Genomic DNA, 16,595 nt, shown 5'->3' with positions numbered 1-16,595 from the left:
AGAGATGAAAACCGTCAACATGTTCCTGTCGCATCTAAAGGACGAATTTGTTTGGCGGCAGATGGAGATCATCGATACTAGGTTGGACGTTAAAACGATAGCGGAAACAAAAACCCATCGAACTCGAGCTGGAGTTATTTTGGCTTATGCTCATTGGGAAGGTTTCGTAAAAACTTCAACCGAATTTCTGCTTAATTTCATTTCGAATAAACGTCTAGCCAATAGGGGGCTTCGGGATATTTTTTTGCTTTACTCACTTAAGACGCATGTTTCTCGCTTGGTGGAAACGGATAAGACGCAGCCCGCACTTGAAGCGCTTCGATTTGTTCTTGGAGAATTAGACAAGCCGTGCAAAATGTCTTATAAAAATAGCGTTGATACGGGTTCGAATTTAAGCTCACTGATTTTTGATAACATCGCGAAATCGGTCGGCATTGATGTTGGGCCATATTTGCATCTCTATCCGTACATTGATGAATCGATCGTGGACAGACGTAATACCATCGCGCACGGTCAACGTCTTTTAATTGAGCGAGACGATTTTCAGGCGATGACAGATCGAGTATTGCAATTGATGGAAATGTATAAAACCGACCTCGAGAACCTCGTCGTGACTGAGTCGTATCGGACACAATAGCGTTACGGCGCCCTCTTGCCGTTGCAGTCGATGTATCGAAAGAGGGCGCTGTCGAAATGGCTCACTGCACGTTTTAATCGCGTAACGGGTTCACGGGCAGTCAACGAAGACGAAACTTGGCCGAATGGTCCGCTGCGGCGGCTCTTATGGGGCCGCCATTCGGATTGCGCGCAACTTGGTTGTCTCAATCGAGACGTTTTGCCTGCTCCTCAGCACGAGAATGGTAATACCGCATCAGTATTCGCGGGTCTTTGTGCCAGTAATTTTGGTCAAGTCATGCATCAGAAAGATTGACGCCAAGCGCGAGGTCACTTAGTCGGCCCTGAACAATTCGTTTTAAAAAGCGCTAGCGTCAAGCCAGCGCTTGTACAGCCATACTGCGATTCAACAAGACAGCAAGAATCAAGGCATAAAAAAGCCGCAGCTTTCTCAGGATCATGCGCAGGTTGTGACCGGCGCCGCACAGCACGGCATTCATCGCATCGCCCAGCGCACCCTTGAGCCAGTTCCGGTCGAGCTTGCCGTCGGCCTTCATATGCCCGATGGCCGGTTCAATCGCGCTGCGCCGTCGGATCGTCTTGCGCAATCCGCGCGTGATGCCACGCCGCAGGCCCGGGTGGTAAATCTTCACGCCCTCAATCGCTACGCCCCGATACCCCCGATCCACAACTGCAACCTCCGGTATCACGTCACTGAGGATCGCCGCCTGCTCCAGCGCTTCATCCAGCGTATGTCCATCGTACGGATTGCCCGGCATCGAACGCATCCCCACCACCAGCCCTTCCTTGTGCGTCGTCGTGATCGACACCTTCACACCAAACTCGTACGGCTGACGCGCCTTGCCCTTGCTGATGCACTCGACTTCCGGTGCGTGCAAGGCGTACAGCTTGTTCTTGTCCTTCATCTTCTGCGACAGAATTCGCTTCGTGCGGTCAAGCAGGTCCTGCAATGCAGCCCGACTGTTCTCGGCCACCGAATCCATCTGCCGCTCAACATCGCGCATCACTCGACCTACACGCGAACGCAACGTGCGCAGCGCTTTCCTCATCCGCTTGTACTGCTTCGCGTGCGCGTAGCGGCCAATCTGTCCTGCCAGGCGCGGGGCCTCGCGGTTGTAGTTCTGCCGCAGCTTCAGGCCATTACGTGCAGCAGCCTTTACCAGATGCTCACGACACCGCTCCAGCAGGCGCGAATCGGTCGGGTGCGCAATCGCTTTCTCCATCACCGTCGTGTCGACGATCACCCGCTTCACGCTCGACGCCTTGATCACGCCTGCGCGTCTTGCCGCTTCAATCGTCTCGGCCAGCAGCTCTTCAACTCCGGCTTCGCCCAGCCGCTTGCGCCAGCGTGTCAGGCTCGACGGGTCAATCGGTGGCTCAGTCTGCAAATACGTTTCGCCGGTAAAAACCTGCCAGTACGGGTTCTCCACCCATTGCCACACAACTTCTTCGTCGGACAGGTCGAACGCATGCTGCAAGTACAACAGCCCGGCTATCAGGCGCGGTGACGTCGCCGGCCGACCTCGGCCAGACACGAAGCTCTCGCTCATCGCCATGCCCAGTCGATCCCAGTTGATCAACCCGGCCAGACCGACCAGCGGATGCTTCAGATTGATCTGCTCGCGCAGCGGATGCCCGAACAAATCGCCCTCCGTTACAGCCTCCTTCGGACCCATCCAAACCTCGCCAGAAATTGCAGGATTCAGCCTTCAATTTGCCAGGTTCCTGCAATTCCTACAACCCCATTTCCATATCAACGCCTTACCGCTCAAGGCTCGCCCGATTGTTCAGGGCCGACCACTTAGTGGCGCAAGTCGTGAAACCGGAGATCGGTAAGAAACTTGTTATCGGCCCGACGACCGGCCTCCTTGCATGCGTTTAGATGGGCTCCGTGCGCGAGCTACGCCATAGGTGTAGGCTTGAGGTTCGACTCGTCCCGAAGAATCATCCCGTTGGTCGGAAGTGGACGATATCTCTTCTGACATTGTCTGACCGGTCGAGTACCGGCTAATACAGTTAAGCCGAGCAATGCCAACGTTTCCTCAACGACTCAAACCGTTGTCGTATTCAGGAGGCGCAGTGGGGCAGAGCCGTGGCTAGATCTACGGAACCAGATTTAGAAGTTCGAGACTCCTCCATAGCGACGCCCCGCATCCAAACGCGACAAAGGGTTACAGGCTGTTCACCTGTAACCCTTCGAGTTGCTCAATCGGGCAATTCGAGCCAACCGCACTGGAGCTGGAGCGCGTCCTCAAAACATGCAACGTGGACCTAACGTTGAGTGCGGTCTGATGATAAGCGCGAAAATCCAGTCATTTCCGTGCACTCCAGTCCAGCTAACCCCGCGCTAGTCTGATGATTTCAGTTTCCCTGCACGACAACAACAAGATCAAACATCAATATTCCCCGCCCTAAGCGCATTCGACTCGATGAAAGCCCGCCGCGGCTCAACATCATCGCCCATCAAGGTGGTGAAGATCCCATCCGCAGCTATAGCATCCTCAATCTGCACGCGCAGCAGCCGACGCACAGCCGGATCCATCGTCGTCTCCCAAAGCTGCCCAGGATTCATCTCACCGAGACCCTTATAGCGCTGCTTGGAAACATTCCGCTCAGCATCAGCAATCAACCACTTCATAGCGCTCTTGAAGTCGGTGACAGCCATACTCCGCTCACCACGCTTGATAACAGCACCGCTGCCAATCAACCCCTTGAACGTATTAGCGGTGTTAACAAGCTGCTGATAATCAGCAGTCAGCTGAAACTCTTCATCGAGAACCGAAACCTTCTGATTCCCGTGATGCGTCCGTGACACCTTAAGCGAGCGCAACTCACGAACAGGGTCATACATCGACGACACCCTTACCTCAGGCTTCAACGGATCATCCCGCAACTTCGCCTCAAGCGCCTTAGCCGACGCCTCAGTAGAAGCCTCACTAGAGAGATCAATCAAAACCCCATCCATGACGGCCTCAAGCGCCCCAGCGTCATACAAACGGCTCAACCGATCCACAACAGCCTGCGCCAGCAAATAAGACCGAGCCAGCTCACCCAACGCATCGCCAGCAATCGGCGTAGCCCCTTCCGAAGGCAGCAGCTCAGACCCATTCAAAGCCAGCTTCAACATATGCGCATTCAGATCAGCGGCATCCTTCAGATACCGTTCATCCTTCCCGGCCTTCACCTTATACAAAGGCGGCTGCGCGATATAGATATACCCGCGCTCGATCATCTCCGGCATCTGCCGATAGAAGAACGTGAGCAATAGCGTCCGGATGTGCGCGCCGTCCACGTCAGCATCGGTCATGATGATGATGCGGTGATAGCGCAGCTTGTCGAGGTTGTAGTCTTCCTTGCCGATACCGCATCCCAAAGCAGTAATCAGCGTCACGAGCTGCTCCGAAGAAAGCAGCTTGTCATACCGCGCCTTTTCGACGTTCAGCACTTTGCCGCGCAGCGGCAAGATCGCCTGAAACTTCCGGTCACGCCCCTGCTTCGCCGAGCCGCCTGCCGAGTCACCCTCGACGATATAAATCTCCGACTTCGCCGGATCCTTCTCCTGGCAATCCGCGAGCTTGCCCGGCAGACCGACGCCATCCAGCACGCCCTTGCGTCGCGTCATCTCACGCGCCTTGCGCGCCGCATCGCGCGCACGCGCCGCGTCGACGATCTTGCCGCAGATAATCTTCGCGTCGTTCGGCGTTTCCAGCAGGAATTCTTCAAGCGCCTTCGCGACCACATCCTCAACCGGCGCACGCACTTCGGAAGAAACCAGCTTGTCCTTCGTCTGCGCGCTGAACTTCGGCTCCGGCACCTTCACCGAAAGCACGCACGAAAGCCCTTCGCGCATGTCGTCGCCCGACGTCTCGACCTTCGCCCTCTTCGCGACTTCGTGATCGGCGATGTACTTGTTCAACACGCGCGTCATCGCCGCGCGCAAGCCGGTCAGGTGAGTGCCGCCGTCGCGCTGCGGAATGTTGTTCGTGAAGCACAGCACGTTCTCGTTGTAGCTGTCGTTCCACTGCATCGCCACTTCGACGCCCACGCCGTCCTTCTCGCCGCTCACGTGGAAAATCGTCGGGTGCAGCACGGACTTCGTCTTGTTGATGTACTCGACGAAACCCTTCACGCCGCCCACAAACGCGAAATCGTCTTCCTTGCCCGTGCGCTGGTCGGTCAAACGGATACGCACGCCGTTATTCAGGAACGACAGCTCACGAATACGCTTCGCGAGAATGTCGTAGTGGTATTCGACGTTGCCGAAAATCGTCTCGTCGGCCATGAAGTGCACTTCGGTGCCGCGATTTTCCGTATCACCCACCACCAGGATCGGCGACACAGCCACGCCATTGACCTCTTCGATCACGCGGTTCTGCGGCACGCCACGATGGAACTCCATGAAGTGCTTCTTGCCGTCACGGCGAATCGTGAGGCGCAGCCACGCCGACAGCGCATTCACGCACGACACGCCCACGCCGTGCAGCCCGCCCGACACCTTGTAGCTGTTCTGGTCGAACTTGCCGCCCGCGTGCAGCTCGGTCATCACGATTTCAGCGGCACTGCGCTTCGGATCGTGCTTGTCGTCCATCTTGAGGCCGGTCGGCACGCCGCGGCCGTTGTCGGTGATCGAGATCGAGTTATCCGCGTGGATGATCACCTTGATGTCGTTACAGTGGCCGGCGAGGGCTTCGTCGATCGAGTTGTCCAGCACTTCGAATACGAGGTGATGCAGACCGGTGCCGTCCGACGTATCGCCGATGTACATCCCAGGCCGCTTGCGCACCGCCTCCAGACCTTCGAGGATCTGAATGGACGAGGCGCCGTAGCTGTTATCGGGTTGCGAATTGTTCAGTTCAGTCATGGATTTTTTCCGGTTCTGCGTTACTGCTGCATTGCTGCTTCGTTACTGCTCGGGACTTTTCAAAACACCATAAAAACGCCAAAGGGGCACTGCGCCCCTTGGTGTCATCTGGTTGTCGAACGCTTTAAATGCGCATCGGCATTACGACATACTTGAATTCCTCGTTCTCGGGAATCGTGATCAGCGCGCTGGAACTTGCGTCGCCAAGGCTCACTTCCAGCATGTCGACCTTCAGGTTCGCGAGCACGTCGAGCAGATACGTGACGTTGAACCCGATATCGACGCTATCGCCGGTGTAAGCGATTTCCAGTTCTTCCTGCGCCTCTTCCTGATCGGCGTTGGTGGACATGATCTTCAACTGGCCCGGCTCGATGATGCAGCGCACGCCCTTGAATTTGTCCGACGTCAGAATTGCCGCACGCTGGAGCGAGCGCTGCAGCTCTTCACGGCCGATCACAAACTTGTTCTTGTGCGTCTTCGGAATCACGCGCTGGAAGTCGGGGAACTTGCCTTCCACCAGCTTCGACACCAGTTCGACCTGACCGAACGTGAACTTCACCTGCGTCGGCGCGATGTCGATCTTCAGCGTGTCGTCGATGTCTTCGAGCAGACGCTGCAGTTCGAGAATCGTCTTGCGCGGGATGATCACTTCCTGACGCGCAAACGAACCCTCGATCTTCATCGACGAAAACGCCAGACGGTGGCCGTCGGTCGCAACCGCCATCAACTGGTCGCCATCAACTACGAGCAGCATGCCGTTCAGGTAATAGCGGATGTCCTGCTGCGCCATCGAAAAATGGACCATGCCAAGCAACTGGCGGAACGTCTTCTGGGGAACCACGAGGTTCGCGCCGAAGTCTTTAGCCTGTGCGACGGTCGGGAATTCGTCGGCAGCCAGCGTTTGCAGCGCGAAGCGGCTCTTGCCGGACTGCACCGTGAGACGCTTGTCGTTCAGGGTGAGCGTGACCTGGCCATCGGGCATCGCGCGCAGGATGTCGAGCAGCTTGCGCGCGGCGACGGTCGTGGCAACCGATTCGCCGCCGACGCCGAAATCGGCGTGCGTGGTGATCTGAAGCTCAAGGTCCGTCGACAGGAACGATACGTCGGAGCCGTTCTTGGTAATCAGCAAGTTGGCGAGGATCGGCAACGTATGGCGGCGTTCTACGATGCCGCTCACGGTTTGCAGCGGCCTGAGGAGGTTATCGCGTTCGGTCTTGACCAGTTGCATAGAGTTCCTTCGTTATGTGACGGCCTGCGCGCCTCGTCCGGCAGCTTTGATGCGCGTGGGCCCCGCCCCCCGCTGGCTGGCGCCACGCTGCGCCAGTCACGGCGTGAAATCCGCCCGCGGCCGCCGGGCGGTTAAACCTGTATTGTGCCTTAAAACGGAACCGCTCCACTAAAATGGGGGCGAGTTCCGCAATAAACAGAGCGGATTGCGCCGCTCACGCACTCAATTCCGCGCTTAACCCTTGAGCGTCTGCTCCAGAACGTGCAATTCGTGATTCAGCTGCGCATCCTTGCTGCGCTCATCGGCAATCTTGCGCACCGCGTGAAGCACGGTGGTGTGATCGCGTCCGCCAAACAACTCGCCGATTTCTGGCAGGCTTTTCTGCGTGAGTTCCTTCGCCAGATACATCGCGATCTGCCGCGGCCGCGCGATATTCGCCGGACGCTTCTTCGAATACATGTCCGCGACCTTGATGTTGTAAAAGTCGGCGGCGGTTTTCTGGATGTTTTCCACTGAAATCTGGCGGTTCTGCACCGTCAGCAAGTCCTTGAGCGCCTCTTTCGTGACTTCGATCGAGATTTCGCGCCCGTGGAATTTCGAATACGCGAGGATCTTGCGCAGCGCTCCTTCGAGTTCGCGCACGTTGGAGCGCAAATGCTTCGCGACGAAGAACGCGACGTCCTCATTCAGGCTCACGCCTTCGGATTGCGCCTTGCGCATCAAAATCGCGACGCGCATTTCCAGCTCGGGCGGCTCGATCGCGACGGTCAGGCCCGAATCGAAGCGCGAGATCAAGCGGTCGTCGATACCCGAGATTTCCTTCGGATACGTATCGCTCGTGATGATCACCTGCGCCTTGTTCGCGACGAGCGCCTCGAACGCGTAGAAAAATTCTTCCTGCGTGCGCGATTTGCCGGAGAAGAACTGGATATCGTCGATCAGCAGCAGGTCGAGCGAGTGGTAATAGCGCTTGAAGTCGTCGAACGCCTTGCGCTGGTACGCCTTCACGACGTCGGACACATATTGTTCCGCGTGGATGTAGCGGATGCGCGCGCCGGCCTTGTCCATCAGCAACTGGTTGCCGATCGCGTGGATCAGATGGGTCTTGCCGAGGCCGACGCCGCCGTACAGGAACAGCGGGTTATACGAGATGCCCGGATTGTCGGCGACCTGAATCGCCGCGGCGCGCGCCAGCTGGTTCGCCTTGCCGGTGACGAAGTTGTCGAACGTGAGCACGGGGTTCAGCTTCGAGCGCTCGTACATCGAGTCGTTTTCGCCATTGCCAGTGCCGGCGCCCGAACCCGGGCGCCACGTGCGGCGCGCGGCGGCGGCTTCGTTGGCGTCGAGGCTTGGAAGGTCGAGATCGGCGTGATCATCGGCCATATGCATGGCGTTGCCATTGCCGGCACGCGCGGCGTGCGCAGCCTGAACGGCGCCCACGGCGGCATCGACGGCGGCGGCTCCGGAATTCATCTGCGACGACATGGGACGCGACGGCGGCGGCGCGGCGGGTGCACGCAAACCCGCCTTCGGATCGAGGACAAACTGGACGTCGACCGGTGCCTGCCAGAAATCGCGTGCCAGATCGGAGATCCGGCCCGAGAACTGGCTCTTGACCCAGTCGAGCTTGAAACGGTTGGGCGCAGCGATGCGCAAGGTATTTGCAGCGGCGTCGAAGGCGACCGGGGCCAACGGTTTGATCCACGTCACGTACTGCTGGGGCGTCAGCTCGCGCTCCAGCAATGCCGAACAGTGTTGCCAGAAATCATTCATCGAGTTGCTGTAATTTTAAGCACAGCGGCCCGCGGCCGCCCTCGCCGCGAATTTCGCGACAAGGCCCGGTACAGCCGAGCGGGCAGGCTCCAGATGCTTGTGCCATAAGGGTTTGGGCAGGGCAAGCGGGCCGGAGCGGCGTGCATGATTTTTGGGAAGTAAGGCGAGATTCTACCGCCAAAAACGTCCGCAAAGGGAGTTATCCACAGGGCCCGATCAAGCGGTGAGCACCCGTCCAGACTGTGGATCACCGCTCTAAACTATTGACGACCAAGAGAAAACCGGTTTAAATAGCGGGTTCCGCGAAAACCAATTTTTGAACCACCGGCCATTGCACTTTCCGCGATGCTCGCGCGGTTATTTCTCTGTCAAGTGAGAGCAACATGAAACGTACTTACCAACCTTCCGTTACCCGTCGCAAGCGTACCCATGGCTTTCGCGTCCGCATGAAGACGGCCGGTGGCCGCAAGGTGATCAACGCACGCCGCGCGAAGGGCCGCAAGCGCCTCGCCATCTAAGGCTGAAGCGCAGGTTTGCGACCATTGCGCGCTGTGTCCGAAGCCCGTGACGCCAGCCGCGCTGCGGGAATGGCAGGAGCGCCGCATCAGGGCCCGGTTCCGTTGCGAGCGCAAGCCGCCTTTCCCAAAGCCGCAAGGCTACTGAAAACGGATGAATTTTCATCCGTTTTTCGTTTGCGCCCGTGGCGCCGGACGGCTCATTTCGTCGTCTACGGCAGGCCGACAGGCAACGAAGCGCGCCTCGGTCTCGTGATCGGCAAGAAGTATGCACCGCGCGCGGTCACCCGCAATCTGGTGCGCCGCATCGCGCGCGAAGCTTTCCGGCTGCGTCGCGTAGAGTTTGGCGGTTGGGACGTGCTGCTGCGGCTTCACACGAAGTTCGACCGGAAGGCGATGCCCGCTGCGTCGTCGCCACCGTTGAAAACGCTGTGCCGCAGCGAAATCGAAGCGTTGCTCGACAAGGCCGCTCGCGAAATCACCCGTCGCCAGACACCGCCGGCCGAATCGCCCGCAGCGCCCGACGCCCCCGCGACGGAATGACGCCCGCGCACGTAAGCGCTGGCGCCGGTTGCCTCTCCACACAGCGCGGCGCACTCTGACCGCACTTGCCATGCAAACGGTACTTTTCGCTTTACTGCGTTTCTACAAGGTTGCCGTGAGTCCCCTGCTCGGCAGCCGGTGCCGTTTTTACCCTTCCTGTTCGGATTACGCGCGCGAAGCAATCCAGTATCATGGCGCCGCGCGTGGTAGTTACCTCGCCGCCAGGCGCCTGTGCCGCTGTCATCCGTTTTCCGCGGGCGGCATCGATCTCGTCCCGCCTCCCACTTCTGAAAAGCGCTGACGCGCCGTTCCATCGACACTGAGACAACGCATGGATATTAAACGCACCGTCCTATGGGTCATCTTCTTCATGTCAGCGGTCATGCTGTTCGACAACTGGCAACGCGACCACGGACGTCCGTCGATGTTCTTCCCGAACACGTCGACCACGAAGACCGCTCCGGGCACAGCACCGGGCACGACCACGCCGGGCACGCAGGCCGCTGATCTGCCGCAGGCCGCAACCGGCGCCGCGCCGGGCGGCGCGACCGCGCCCGCCGAACAGGCAGCCGCCCAGCTGATCCACTTCCGCACCGACGTCTATGACGGCGAAATCGACACGCGTGGCGGCACGCTATCGAAGCTTTCGCTCCTGAAGGAGGGCGAAGGCAAGCAGCCCGACATGTACATCACGCTGTTCGACCACACCGCGACGCATACGTATCTGGCGCGCACGGGGCTGCTCGGCGGCGATTTCCCGAACCATAACGACATCTTCACGCCGGTGGCCGGCCTGCCGCACGAACTGACCGGCGACGCGAAATCGTTCCAGGTCAGCTTCGAATCGCCGGTGAAGGGTGGCGTGAAGGTCGTGAAGACATACACGTTCACGCGCGGCAGCTACGTGATCGGCGTCGATACGAAGATCGTCAACGTCGGCACCGCGCCGGTTACACCCACGCTGTACATGGAACTCGTGCGCGACAGCCAGCCAGTCGACACGCCGCGCTTCTCGCACACGTTCATGGGGCCGGCGGTCTACACGGAACAGCATCACTTCCAGAAGATCGACTTCAGCGACATCGACAAGAACAAGGCGACATTCGCATCCTCCGCCGACAACGGCTGGATCGCGATGGTGCAGCATTACTTCGCATCCGCGTGGATTCCCACGCAGGGCGCGAAGCGCGACATCTACGTCGAGAAGATCGATCCGACGCTCTATCGCGTTGGCGTGAAGGAGCCGGTTGCGACGATCGCGCCGGGACAGTCAGTCGACGTGCAATCGCGTCTCTTCGCCGGTCCGGAAGAAGAGCGCATGCTCGAAGGCGTCGCGCCGGGCCTGGAACTCGTGAAGGACTATGGCTACGTCACGATCATCGCGAAGCCGCTCTTCTGGCTGCTGCAGAAGATCCACAGCTTTGTCGGCAACTGGGGCTGGTCGATCATCCTGCTGACGCTCCTGATCAAGGCGGTGTTCTTCCCACTGTCGGCCGCGAGCTACAAGTCGATGGCGCGCATGAAGGCGATCACGCCGCGCATGCAGGCGTTGCGCGAGCGCTTCAAGGGCGAGCCGCAGAAGATGAACTCGGCGCTGATGGAGCTGTACAAGACCGAGAAAGTGAATCCGTTCGGCGGCTGTCTGCCGGTCGTGATCCAGATTCCGGTGTTCATCTCGCTGTACTGGGTGCTGCTGTCGTCAGTGGAAATGCGCGGTGCGCCGTGGATTCTCTGGATTCACGATCTGTCGCAACAGGATCCGTTCTTCATCCTGCCGGTGCTGATGGCCGTCTCGATGTTCATGCAAACGCGTCTGAACCCGACGCCGCCGGATCCGGTTCAAGCCAAGATGATGATGTTCATGCCGATCGCGTTCTCGGTCATGTTCTTCTTCTTCCCGGCTGGCCTCGTGCTGTACTACGTGGTGAACAACGTGCTGTCGATCGCGCAGCAGTACTACATCACGCGCATGATGGGCAAGGGCGCGAAGAAAGCCGCCTGACGCCCTGTCTCGTGAACGGCGGGTAAGCCAGCCGTTCACGACGAAGTTGACGAAGAAAGCCGCCCGGTTTTGCGCCGGGCGGCTTTTTTTACGCGATTCTGGCGTCTGGGTTAGCGCGATTTCCTCTTCGATAGTGGGCATGCCCGAGATTGTGCCGTTACGCCCTCCGCCCTTAAGATAAATCGAGAATCGTCTTAGGCCTTTTGGCCGAGACCCGATTTCGTGCGACGGGCGAAGGTGCACGGGACGCACACGTTACAATGCCTGGCGCCGTGCGATCCTCGTCACGTCACGTGTTTTCTCCGGTTTTCTCCTCGTTCGCCACCATGCTCACTACCGATTCCGATCCGATTGTCGCCATCGCCACCGCGCCCGGTCGCGGCGGGATCGGTGTCGTGCGGATCTCGTTCGGCCGCGCCGGTGAAGCCGCTGCCGCGCCGCTGATGCTGGCGCTGACCGGTCAGTCGCTGGCGCCGCGCCATGCGAGCTACGTGCCGTTTCTCGATGACGGCGGCAATGCGCTCGACCGCGGTATCGCGCTGTACTTTCCGGCGCCGCATTCGTACACGGGCGAGCATGTCCTCGAACTGCAGGGCCACGGCGGCCCGATCGTGTTGCAGCTCGTGCTGCAGCGGTGTATCGATGCGGGTCGCGCCGCTGGGCTGCGGCTCGCGGAGCCTGGCGAATTCACGCGCCGCGCGTTTCTCAACGACAAGCTGGATCTGGCGCAGGCCGAGGCCGTCGCCGACCTGATCGAGGCGAGCACCGAGGCCGCCGCACGCTCGGCCGGCCGCTCACTCGAAGGCGCGTTTTCGCGCGACATTCACGCGCTGGTCGACGAGGTCATCACGCTACGCATGCTCGTCGAGGCGACGCTCGATTTCCCCGAGGAGGAGATCGACTTTCTGGAGGCGGCCGACGCCCGCGGCAAGCTCTCGCGTATCCGCGAGCGGCTCGCGGATGTGCTGGGCGAGGCGCGTCAGGGCGCGTTGCTGCGCGAAGGGTTGTCGGTGGTGCTGGCGGGCCAGCCGAACGTCGGCAAGTCGTCGTTGCTGAATGCGCTCGCGGGGGCGGAACTGGCGATTGTCACGCCGATCGCCGGCACGACACGCGACAAGGTCACGCAGACAATCCAGATCGAGGGCATTCCACTGCACGTGATCGACACCGCCGGCCTGCGCGAAACGGAAGACGAAGTCGAAAAGATCGGCATCGCGCGTACCTGGAGCGAGATCGAACGTGCGGATGTCGTGCTGCACCTGCTCGACGCACGCGAGGGCATGACACCGGGAGACGGCCCGATCGCGGCGCGTTTTCCGTCGGGCGTACCGGTCGTGCGCGTGATGAACAAGACCGATCTCACCGGCCTCGCGCCGTCGGTTACGAAGCTCGACGACACCGGCGGCACCGATCTGCGCGAGGTGCGGCTGTCGGCGAAAAAGGCGGATGGTATCTCGCTGCTGCGCGCGGAACTGTTGCGCATCGCGGGATGGCAGGCGGGCGCGGAGAGCGTGTATCTGGCCCGGGAGCGGCACCTGATCGCGCTGCGCGCGGCGCAGGAACATCTCGGCACGGCCGCCCAGCATGCGGACCAGAACGCGCAGGCACTCGATCTGTTCGCCGAGGAACTGCGGCTCGCGCAGGAACAGTTGAATTCGATTACCGGCGAGTTCACTTCCGATGATCTGCTCGGTGTTATTTTCAGCCGCTTTTGTATTGGGAAGTGACCTGCCGCCGGGCAATGTCCAGGGTTCACGACACCGTCGGGTGATGTGAAAAAGAAGCCCGGTTCGGTGATGCGCAGATCGACGAAGGACGCAAGCTGGCCCTCGGCAAATTCGGCCTGCGGCCTGACCTCTACCACCTGTACAAAAAAACAGTGTTCCGATCTACAATTATCGACAATTGTTGCCAAACGGCGGCAACCATCCCAGCAAGGGAGGTGTCAGTGATAAATAGCAACGCGATAGAAACGCTCCACCATAGAACCTTCGAAAGCATCAAGCAGATCAATGACGGCGGCTCGGAGTTCTGGTTTGCTCGTGACCTCGCGCCACTGCTTGACTACCCGCAATGGCGCAACTTCCTGCCGGTGCTGGATAAGGCTCGGGACGCCTGCCGTCAGAGCGGGCAACACGTGGAAGACCATTTTGCGGGCATGCGCAAAATGGTCGGGATCGGTTCCGGCGCGCAACGCCTGATCGACGACGTGTGCCTGTCTCGTTACGCCTGCTACCTGATCGTACAGAATGGCGACCCGTCGAAGCCGGTAATCGCTAACGGGCAAACCTATTTCGCGATGCAGACGCGCCGCCAGGAACTAGCCGACGATGCGAAGTTTGCCCAGGTCGGCGAGGACGAGCGCCGTCTTGCGATTCGCAACGAATTAGTGACGCACAACAAGCACCTGGCCGCGGCCGCGAAGGACGCCGGTATCGAAACGCCGATCGACTACACAATCTTTCAGGATCACGGCTACAAAGGTCTGTACGGCGGCCTTCGCAGCAAGGAAATCCATGCGAGGAAAGGTCTGAAAAAGAGCCAGAAGATCCTCGACCACATGGGCAGTACGGAACTCGCTGCCAATCTGTTCCGGGCGACTCAGACCGAGGAGAAGCTGCGGCGCGATGGAATCAAGGGCAAGCAGCGCGCGAACCAGACGCGCTTTGCGGTGGGCCATAAGGTGCGGGAGACGATTCAGGAATTGGGCGGTACGATGCCCGAAAAACTGCCGACGCCTGATACGAGTATTCAGCAGATCGAACGAGCGCAAAAGAAGCTGCCGAAATAATGTCTGTCTCGACGGCTGCACGATCAAACCACGCCACCGGCCACGCAGAAGAATCTGCGTGGCGCGCAACCTGTATCGCGACGAGGAGAACGAAAAGAGCGAGGAACTGTAGACGATTCGTCCGGCGACATGACCGCTACAATGCTGGCTCACCCTTCTGTCATCGCACTACCATGTCTGACTATCCGCGTTTCACAATCAACCGGGCGCTCGTTCTGATCCTCCCGAACCAGCCGTTCGCGGATTGGGCTGCCGCAGCCGACCCGGGTCCAGTCCCTCTTCGCCTGACGCTCGAGGAACTGCGCGAGGAAGCGGACGCGTTCCTCTTGCCCGAATCGGTGATGGAAGATGAAGGTGCGGCCGTGAAATGGATTGAGAAGCGCTGGCAGACTTTCTTCGAGCACTTCCTGAACGGTCAATACGTCGACGAGGTGCTATGGCCTCAGGACCGGTCGCTCAAGATGTTCCGGCAGTGGTTCACCATCCAGTTTCACTCGATGGTCTACGACATGGCGGACACGCCGATCGTGCATGAGGATTGGGAAGACGAGGGCGAAGAAGGGACAGCTCTTCAGTAACGGTGGATCCCTGTAACGACGCTATTTACTATCTCCCCATGCGCCGGAGCCGAAGCCGACAGGACTATGAGTTGCCCTCCGCTTCCGGGCTAACAACGGGGAACGCCCAAGCGACGCCACCGCATGACCGCCTCCTCAATGACGATGCCTCATACTGCGCAGCGGATGCCGCCAGTTCATGCGTTTCGACCGCGCGACACGAGTCTGCAAATGCCGCTCCTGCCAGAGTTCATCGGAAAACAGGAACGCGACAATCAATAACGGCACGACCAGAAACGCACCAAGGATGAAGTTCTCAATCACGATAGCCTCCAGGATCAGAGGAGCGGCTGTTCCATCATTCCATTGTAGGCGTCACATCCAGTGTTGTATTTTCCGCCGTACTGGCTCATCGCCGGATAATTCGCCGGCCGTCACTGAATCGCCCGTGAAAGGCCTGGCCCGCGTCGCTTCGCCATTCCAGCAGCGCGGTACGTCACCTGCTCCACGATCGTTGTAAAGCATCCTGCGTACCCGGTAATGGCATTTCCGACATACGAGGTACCGCTTTGCGCGCTGTAAATGCGTTCGCAAAGACGGTTAAATGCCATCAGGCATCGTTTTTATTCTGCATCTAACCCGATACTCCAGGCCTTTTTATTCATCAGGTTAATCAGTGTGTGTGCAACGCACAAAACCGGAATAAATCTTAGCAGTTCATTTAATTAATCCATCCGGCCGATTGACTCAACGCACGTAAAGCGCTTGATGGATAAAGCTTACAGCCAGAAATCCCTCATTTCATCGAATGGCCGCCAATCCCTGGGTTTACGCGCGCTTTTCAGCGGATTTCAGATGCGGCACCGCCTGCGACAATTCGCCACTGTTGCGAGCGCACACAAGATGTGCTTGTGTCCGTTTGCAGTTCTCCTAAAGTGCAAGGTGCGGGTGTCCACCGAAGTTAAATAGATAGCTAACCTGAGTAATGACCCGCACGGAGGCAGAACATGAAAAAGCACGTTGCTGTTCTTTTCGCGATCGCTGGCCTTGCCGCTGTTTCTGTCGCGCAGGCGCAGGATATCGTCATCAAGCCGCAGCAGACGATCCAGTTCCGGCCTAACTCGTATGGCTGTCTGTCGAAGGACAAGTTCGACGCCGCCGATCAACACGCACAAGCGGGCGAACAACAGAAGATGCAGGAGTTCTTCTCCGGCTATCAATGTCTTTCGACGCCGGAACATGCCGATTTCCGCGTGGTGCGCGTCGTGGGTCATGATCTCGAGTTCGTGAACGCCGGCAATGCCGACACGCAAGGGCTCTGGACCAACGACCGATTCATCAAGCAATAACGTCGCCGGTTCCTGCACAACGCAGAAACCGGACTTAGCCTGACATAACCGGTTTTCGTCACCGGGTGATCTGGCTTCGTATCTTCATCGACGCATTTGAAAAACGGCCTGGCATACGTGCCCGGCCATTTTGCATTTGGCGCGTTTGCGCGATGGCTTAAAAAAGCCGATGCGGCGGAACCGCATCGGCATGGCGCCTTCTCGCTAGCGCAGGTGACTCAACGACAAAATCAGTGCGAATCGCGCGGCACAGGGGCGCCGCTCGATCCGACCAGGAAGTCCAGATCCGCGCCCTGATCCGCCTGCAAGACATGTTCGACGTAGAGCCTGTAGTAACCGC

Annotated in this window: 13 protein-coding genes; 9 read left to right on the top strand and 4 right to left on the bottom strand. The window is 59.0% G+C overall.

Features of this window, described 5'->3' with window-relative positions; translation table 11 throughout:
- The first annotated feature begins 4 nt into the window (after positions 1–4).
- Positions 5–637, top strand: coding sequence for an MAE_28990/MAE_18760 family HEPN-like nuclease (locus LPA34_RS23800; RefSeq protein WP_228982938.1), 633 nt, complete (start codon positions 5–7; stop codon positions 635–637).
- A gap of 352 nt (positions 638–989) precedes the next feature.
- Here the strand turns inward: LPA34_RS23800 and LPA34_RS23790 are convergent, their stop codons facing one another.
- From LPA34_RS23790 to dnaA, 4 genes are all read right to left on the bottom strand, one after another.
- Positions 990–2,312 carry an IS5 family transposase gene (locus LPA34_RS23790; RefSeq protein ID WP_228982935.1) on the bottom strand — a complete coding sequence of 441 codons (1,323 nt, stop codon included), beginning with the start codon at positions 2,310–2,312 and terminating at the stop codon, positions 990–992.
- A gap of 713 nt (positions 2,313–3,025) precedes the next feature.
- Positions 3,026–5,497: a DNA topoisomerase (ATP-hydrolyzing) subunit B gene (gene gyrB / locus LPA34_RS23785; protein WP_228982931.1), complete on the bottom strand. Its 2,472-nt coding sequence runs from the start codon at positions 5,495–5,497 to the stop codon at positions 3,026–3,028.
- A 124-nt stretch (positions 5,498–5,621) separates the two neighbouring features.
- Positions 5,622–6,725, bottom strand: coding sequence for a DNA polymerase III subunit beta (dnaN, locus tag LPA34_RS23780; RefSeq protein ID WP_228982928.1), 1,104 nt, complete (start codon positions 6,723–6,725; stop codon positions 5,622–5,624).
- Positions 6,726–6,959: 234 nt separating this feature from the next.
- Positions 6,960–8,498 carry a chromosomal replication initiator protein DnaA gene (gene dnaA, locus LPA34_RS23775; RefSeq protein ID WP_228982921.1) on the bottom strand — a complete coding sequence of 513 codons (1,539 nt, stop codon included), beginning with the start codon at positions 8,496–8,498 and terminating at the stop codon, positions 6,960–6,962.
- A gap of 383 nt (positions 8,499–8,881) precedes the next feature.
- Between dnaA and rpmH the strand changes: the two genes are divergently transcribed.
- The 8 genes from rpmH (at position 8,882) to sap1 (ending at position 16,255) form a co-directional block, all read left to right on the top strand.
- Entirely contained in the window at positions 8,882–9,016 is a 135-nt protein-coding gene (gene rpmH / locus LPA34_RS23770; protein ID WP_004198824.1) for a 50S ribosomal protein L34, read from the top strand.
- Positions 9,017–9,085: 69 nt separating this feature from the next.
- Positions 9,086–9,556, top strand: coding sequence for a ribonuclease P protein component (rnpA, locus tag LPA34_RS23765; RefSeq protein ID WP_228982916.1), 471 nt, complete (start codon positions 9,086–9,088; stop codon positions 9,554–9,556).
- 70 nt (positions 9,557–9,626) lie between these two features.
- Positions 9,627–9,857, top strand: a complete 231-nt coding sequence (gene yidD / locus LPA34_RS23760) for a membrane protein insertion efficiency factor YidD (protein WP_228982912.1) — start codon at positions 9,627–9,629, stop codon at positions 9,855–9,857.
- A gap of 30 nt (positions 9,858–9,887) precedes the next feature.
- On the top strand, positions 9,888–11,558 hold the full coding sequence (yidC, locus tag LPA34_RS23755; RefSeq protein WP_228982909.1) for a membrane protein insertase YidC: 1,671 nt from the start codon (positions 9,888–9,890) through the stop codon (positions 11,556–11,558).
- 326 nt (positions 11,559–11,884) lie between these two features.
- A complete protein-coding gene (gene mnmE, locus LPA34_RS23750; RefSeq protein WP_228982904.1) occupies positions 11,885–13,285 on the top strand; it encodes a tRNA uridine-5-carboxymethylaminomethyl(34) synthesis GTPase MnmE in 1,401 nt (466 codons plus the stop codon).
- 221 nt (positions 13,286–13,506) lie between these two features.
- A complete protein-coding gene (gene dinD, locus LPA34_RS23745) occupies positions 13,507–14,349 on the top strand; it encodes a DNA damage-inducible protein D (protein WP_228982901.1) in 843 nt (280 codons plus the stop codon).
- A gap of 173 nt (positions 14,350–14,522) precedes the next feature.
- Positions 14,523–14,927 carry a hypothetical protein gene (locus LPA34_RS23740; protein WP_228982897.1) on the top strand — a complete coding sequence of 135 codons (405 nt, stop codon included), beginning with the start codon at positions 14,523–14,525 and terminating at the stop codon, positions 14,925–14,927.
- Positions 14,928–15,913: 986 nt separating this feature from the next.
- On the top strand, positions 15,914–16,255 hold the full coding sequence (gene sap1 / locus LPA34_RS23735; protein WP_228982895.1) for a surface attachment protein Sap1: 342 nt from the start codon (positions 15,914–15,916) through the stop codon (positions 16,253–16,255).
- Positions 16,256–16,595: the final 340 nt, after the last annotated feature.

It is taken from the genome of Paraburkholderia gardini, assembly GCF_907164575.1.
In the GTDB taxonomy this organism is placed as follows: Bacteria; Pseudomonadota; Gammaproteobacteria; order Burkholderiales; family Burkholderiaceae; genus Paraburkholderia; species Paraburkholderia gardini.
The sequence above is the reverse complement of the archived record's forward strand: the minus strand, read 5'-3'. Positions and strand labels throughout refer to the sequence as shown.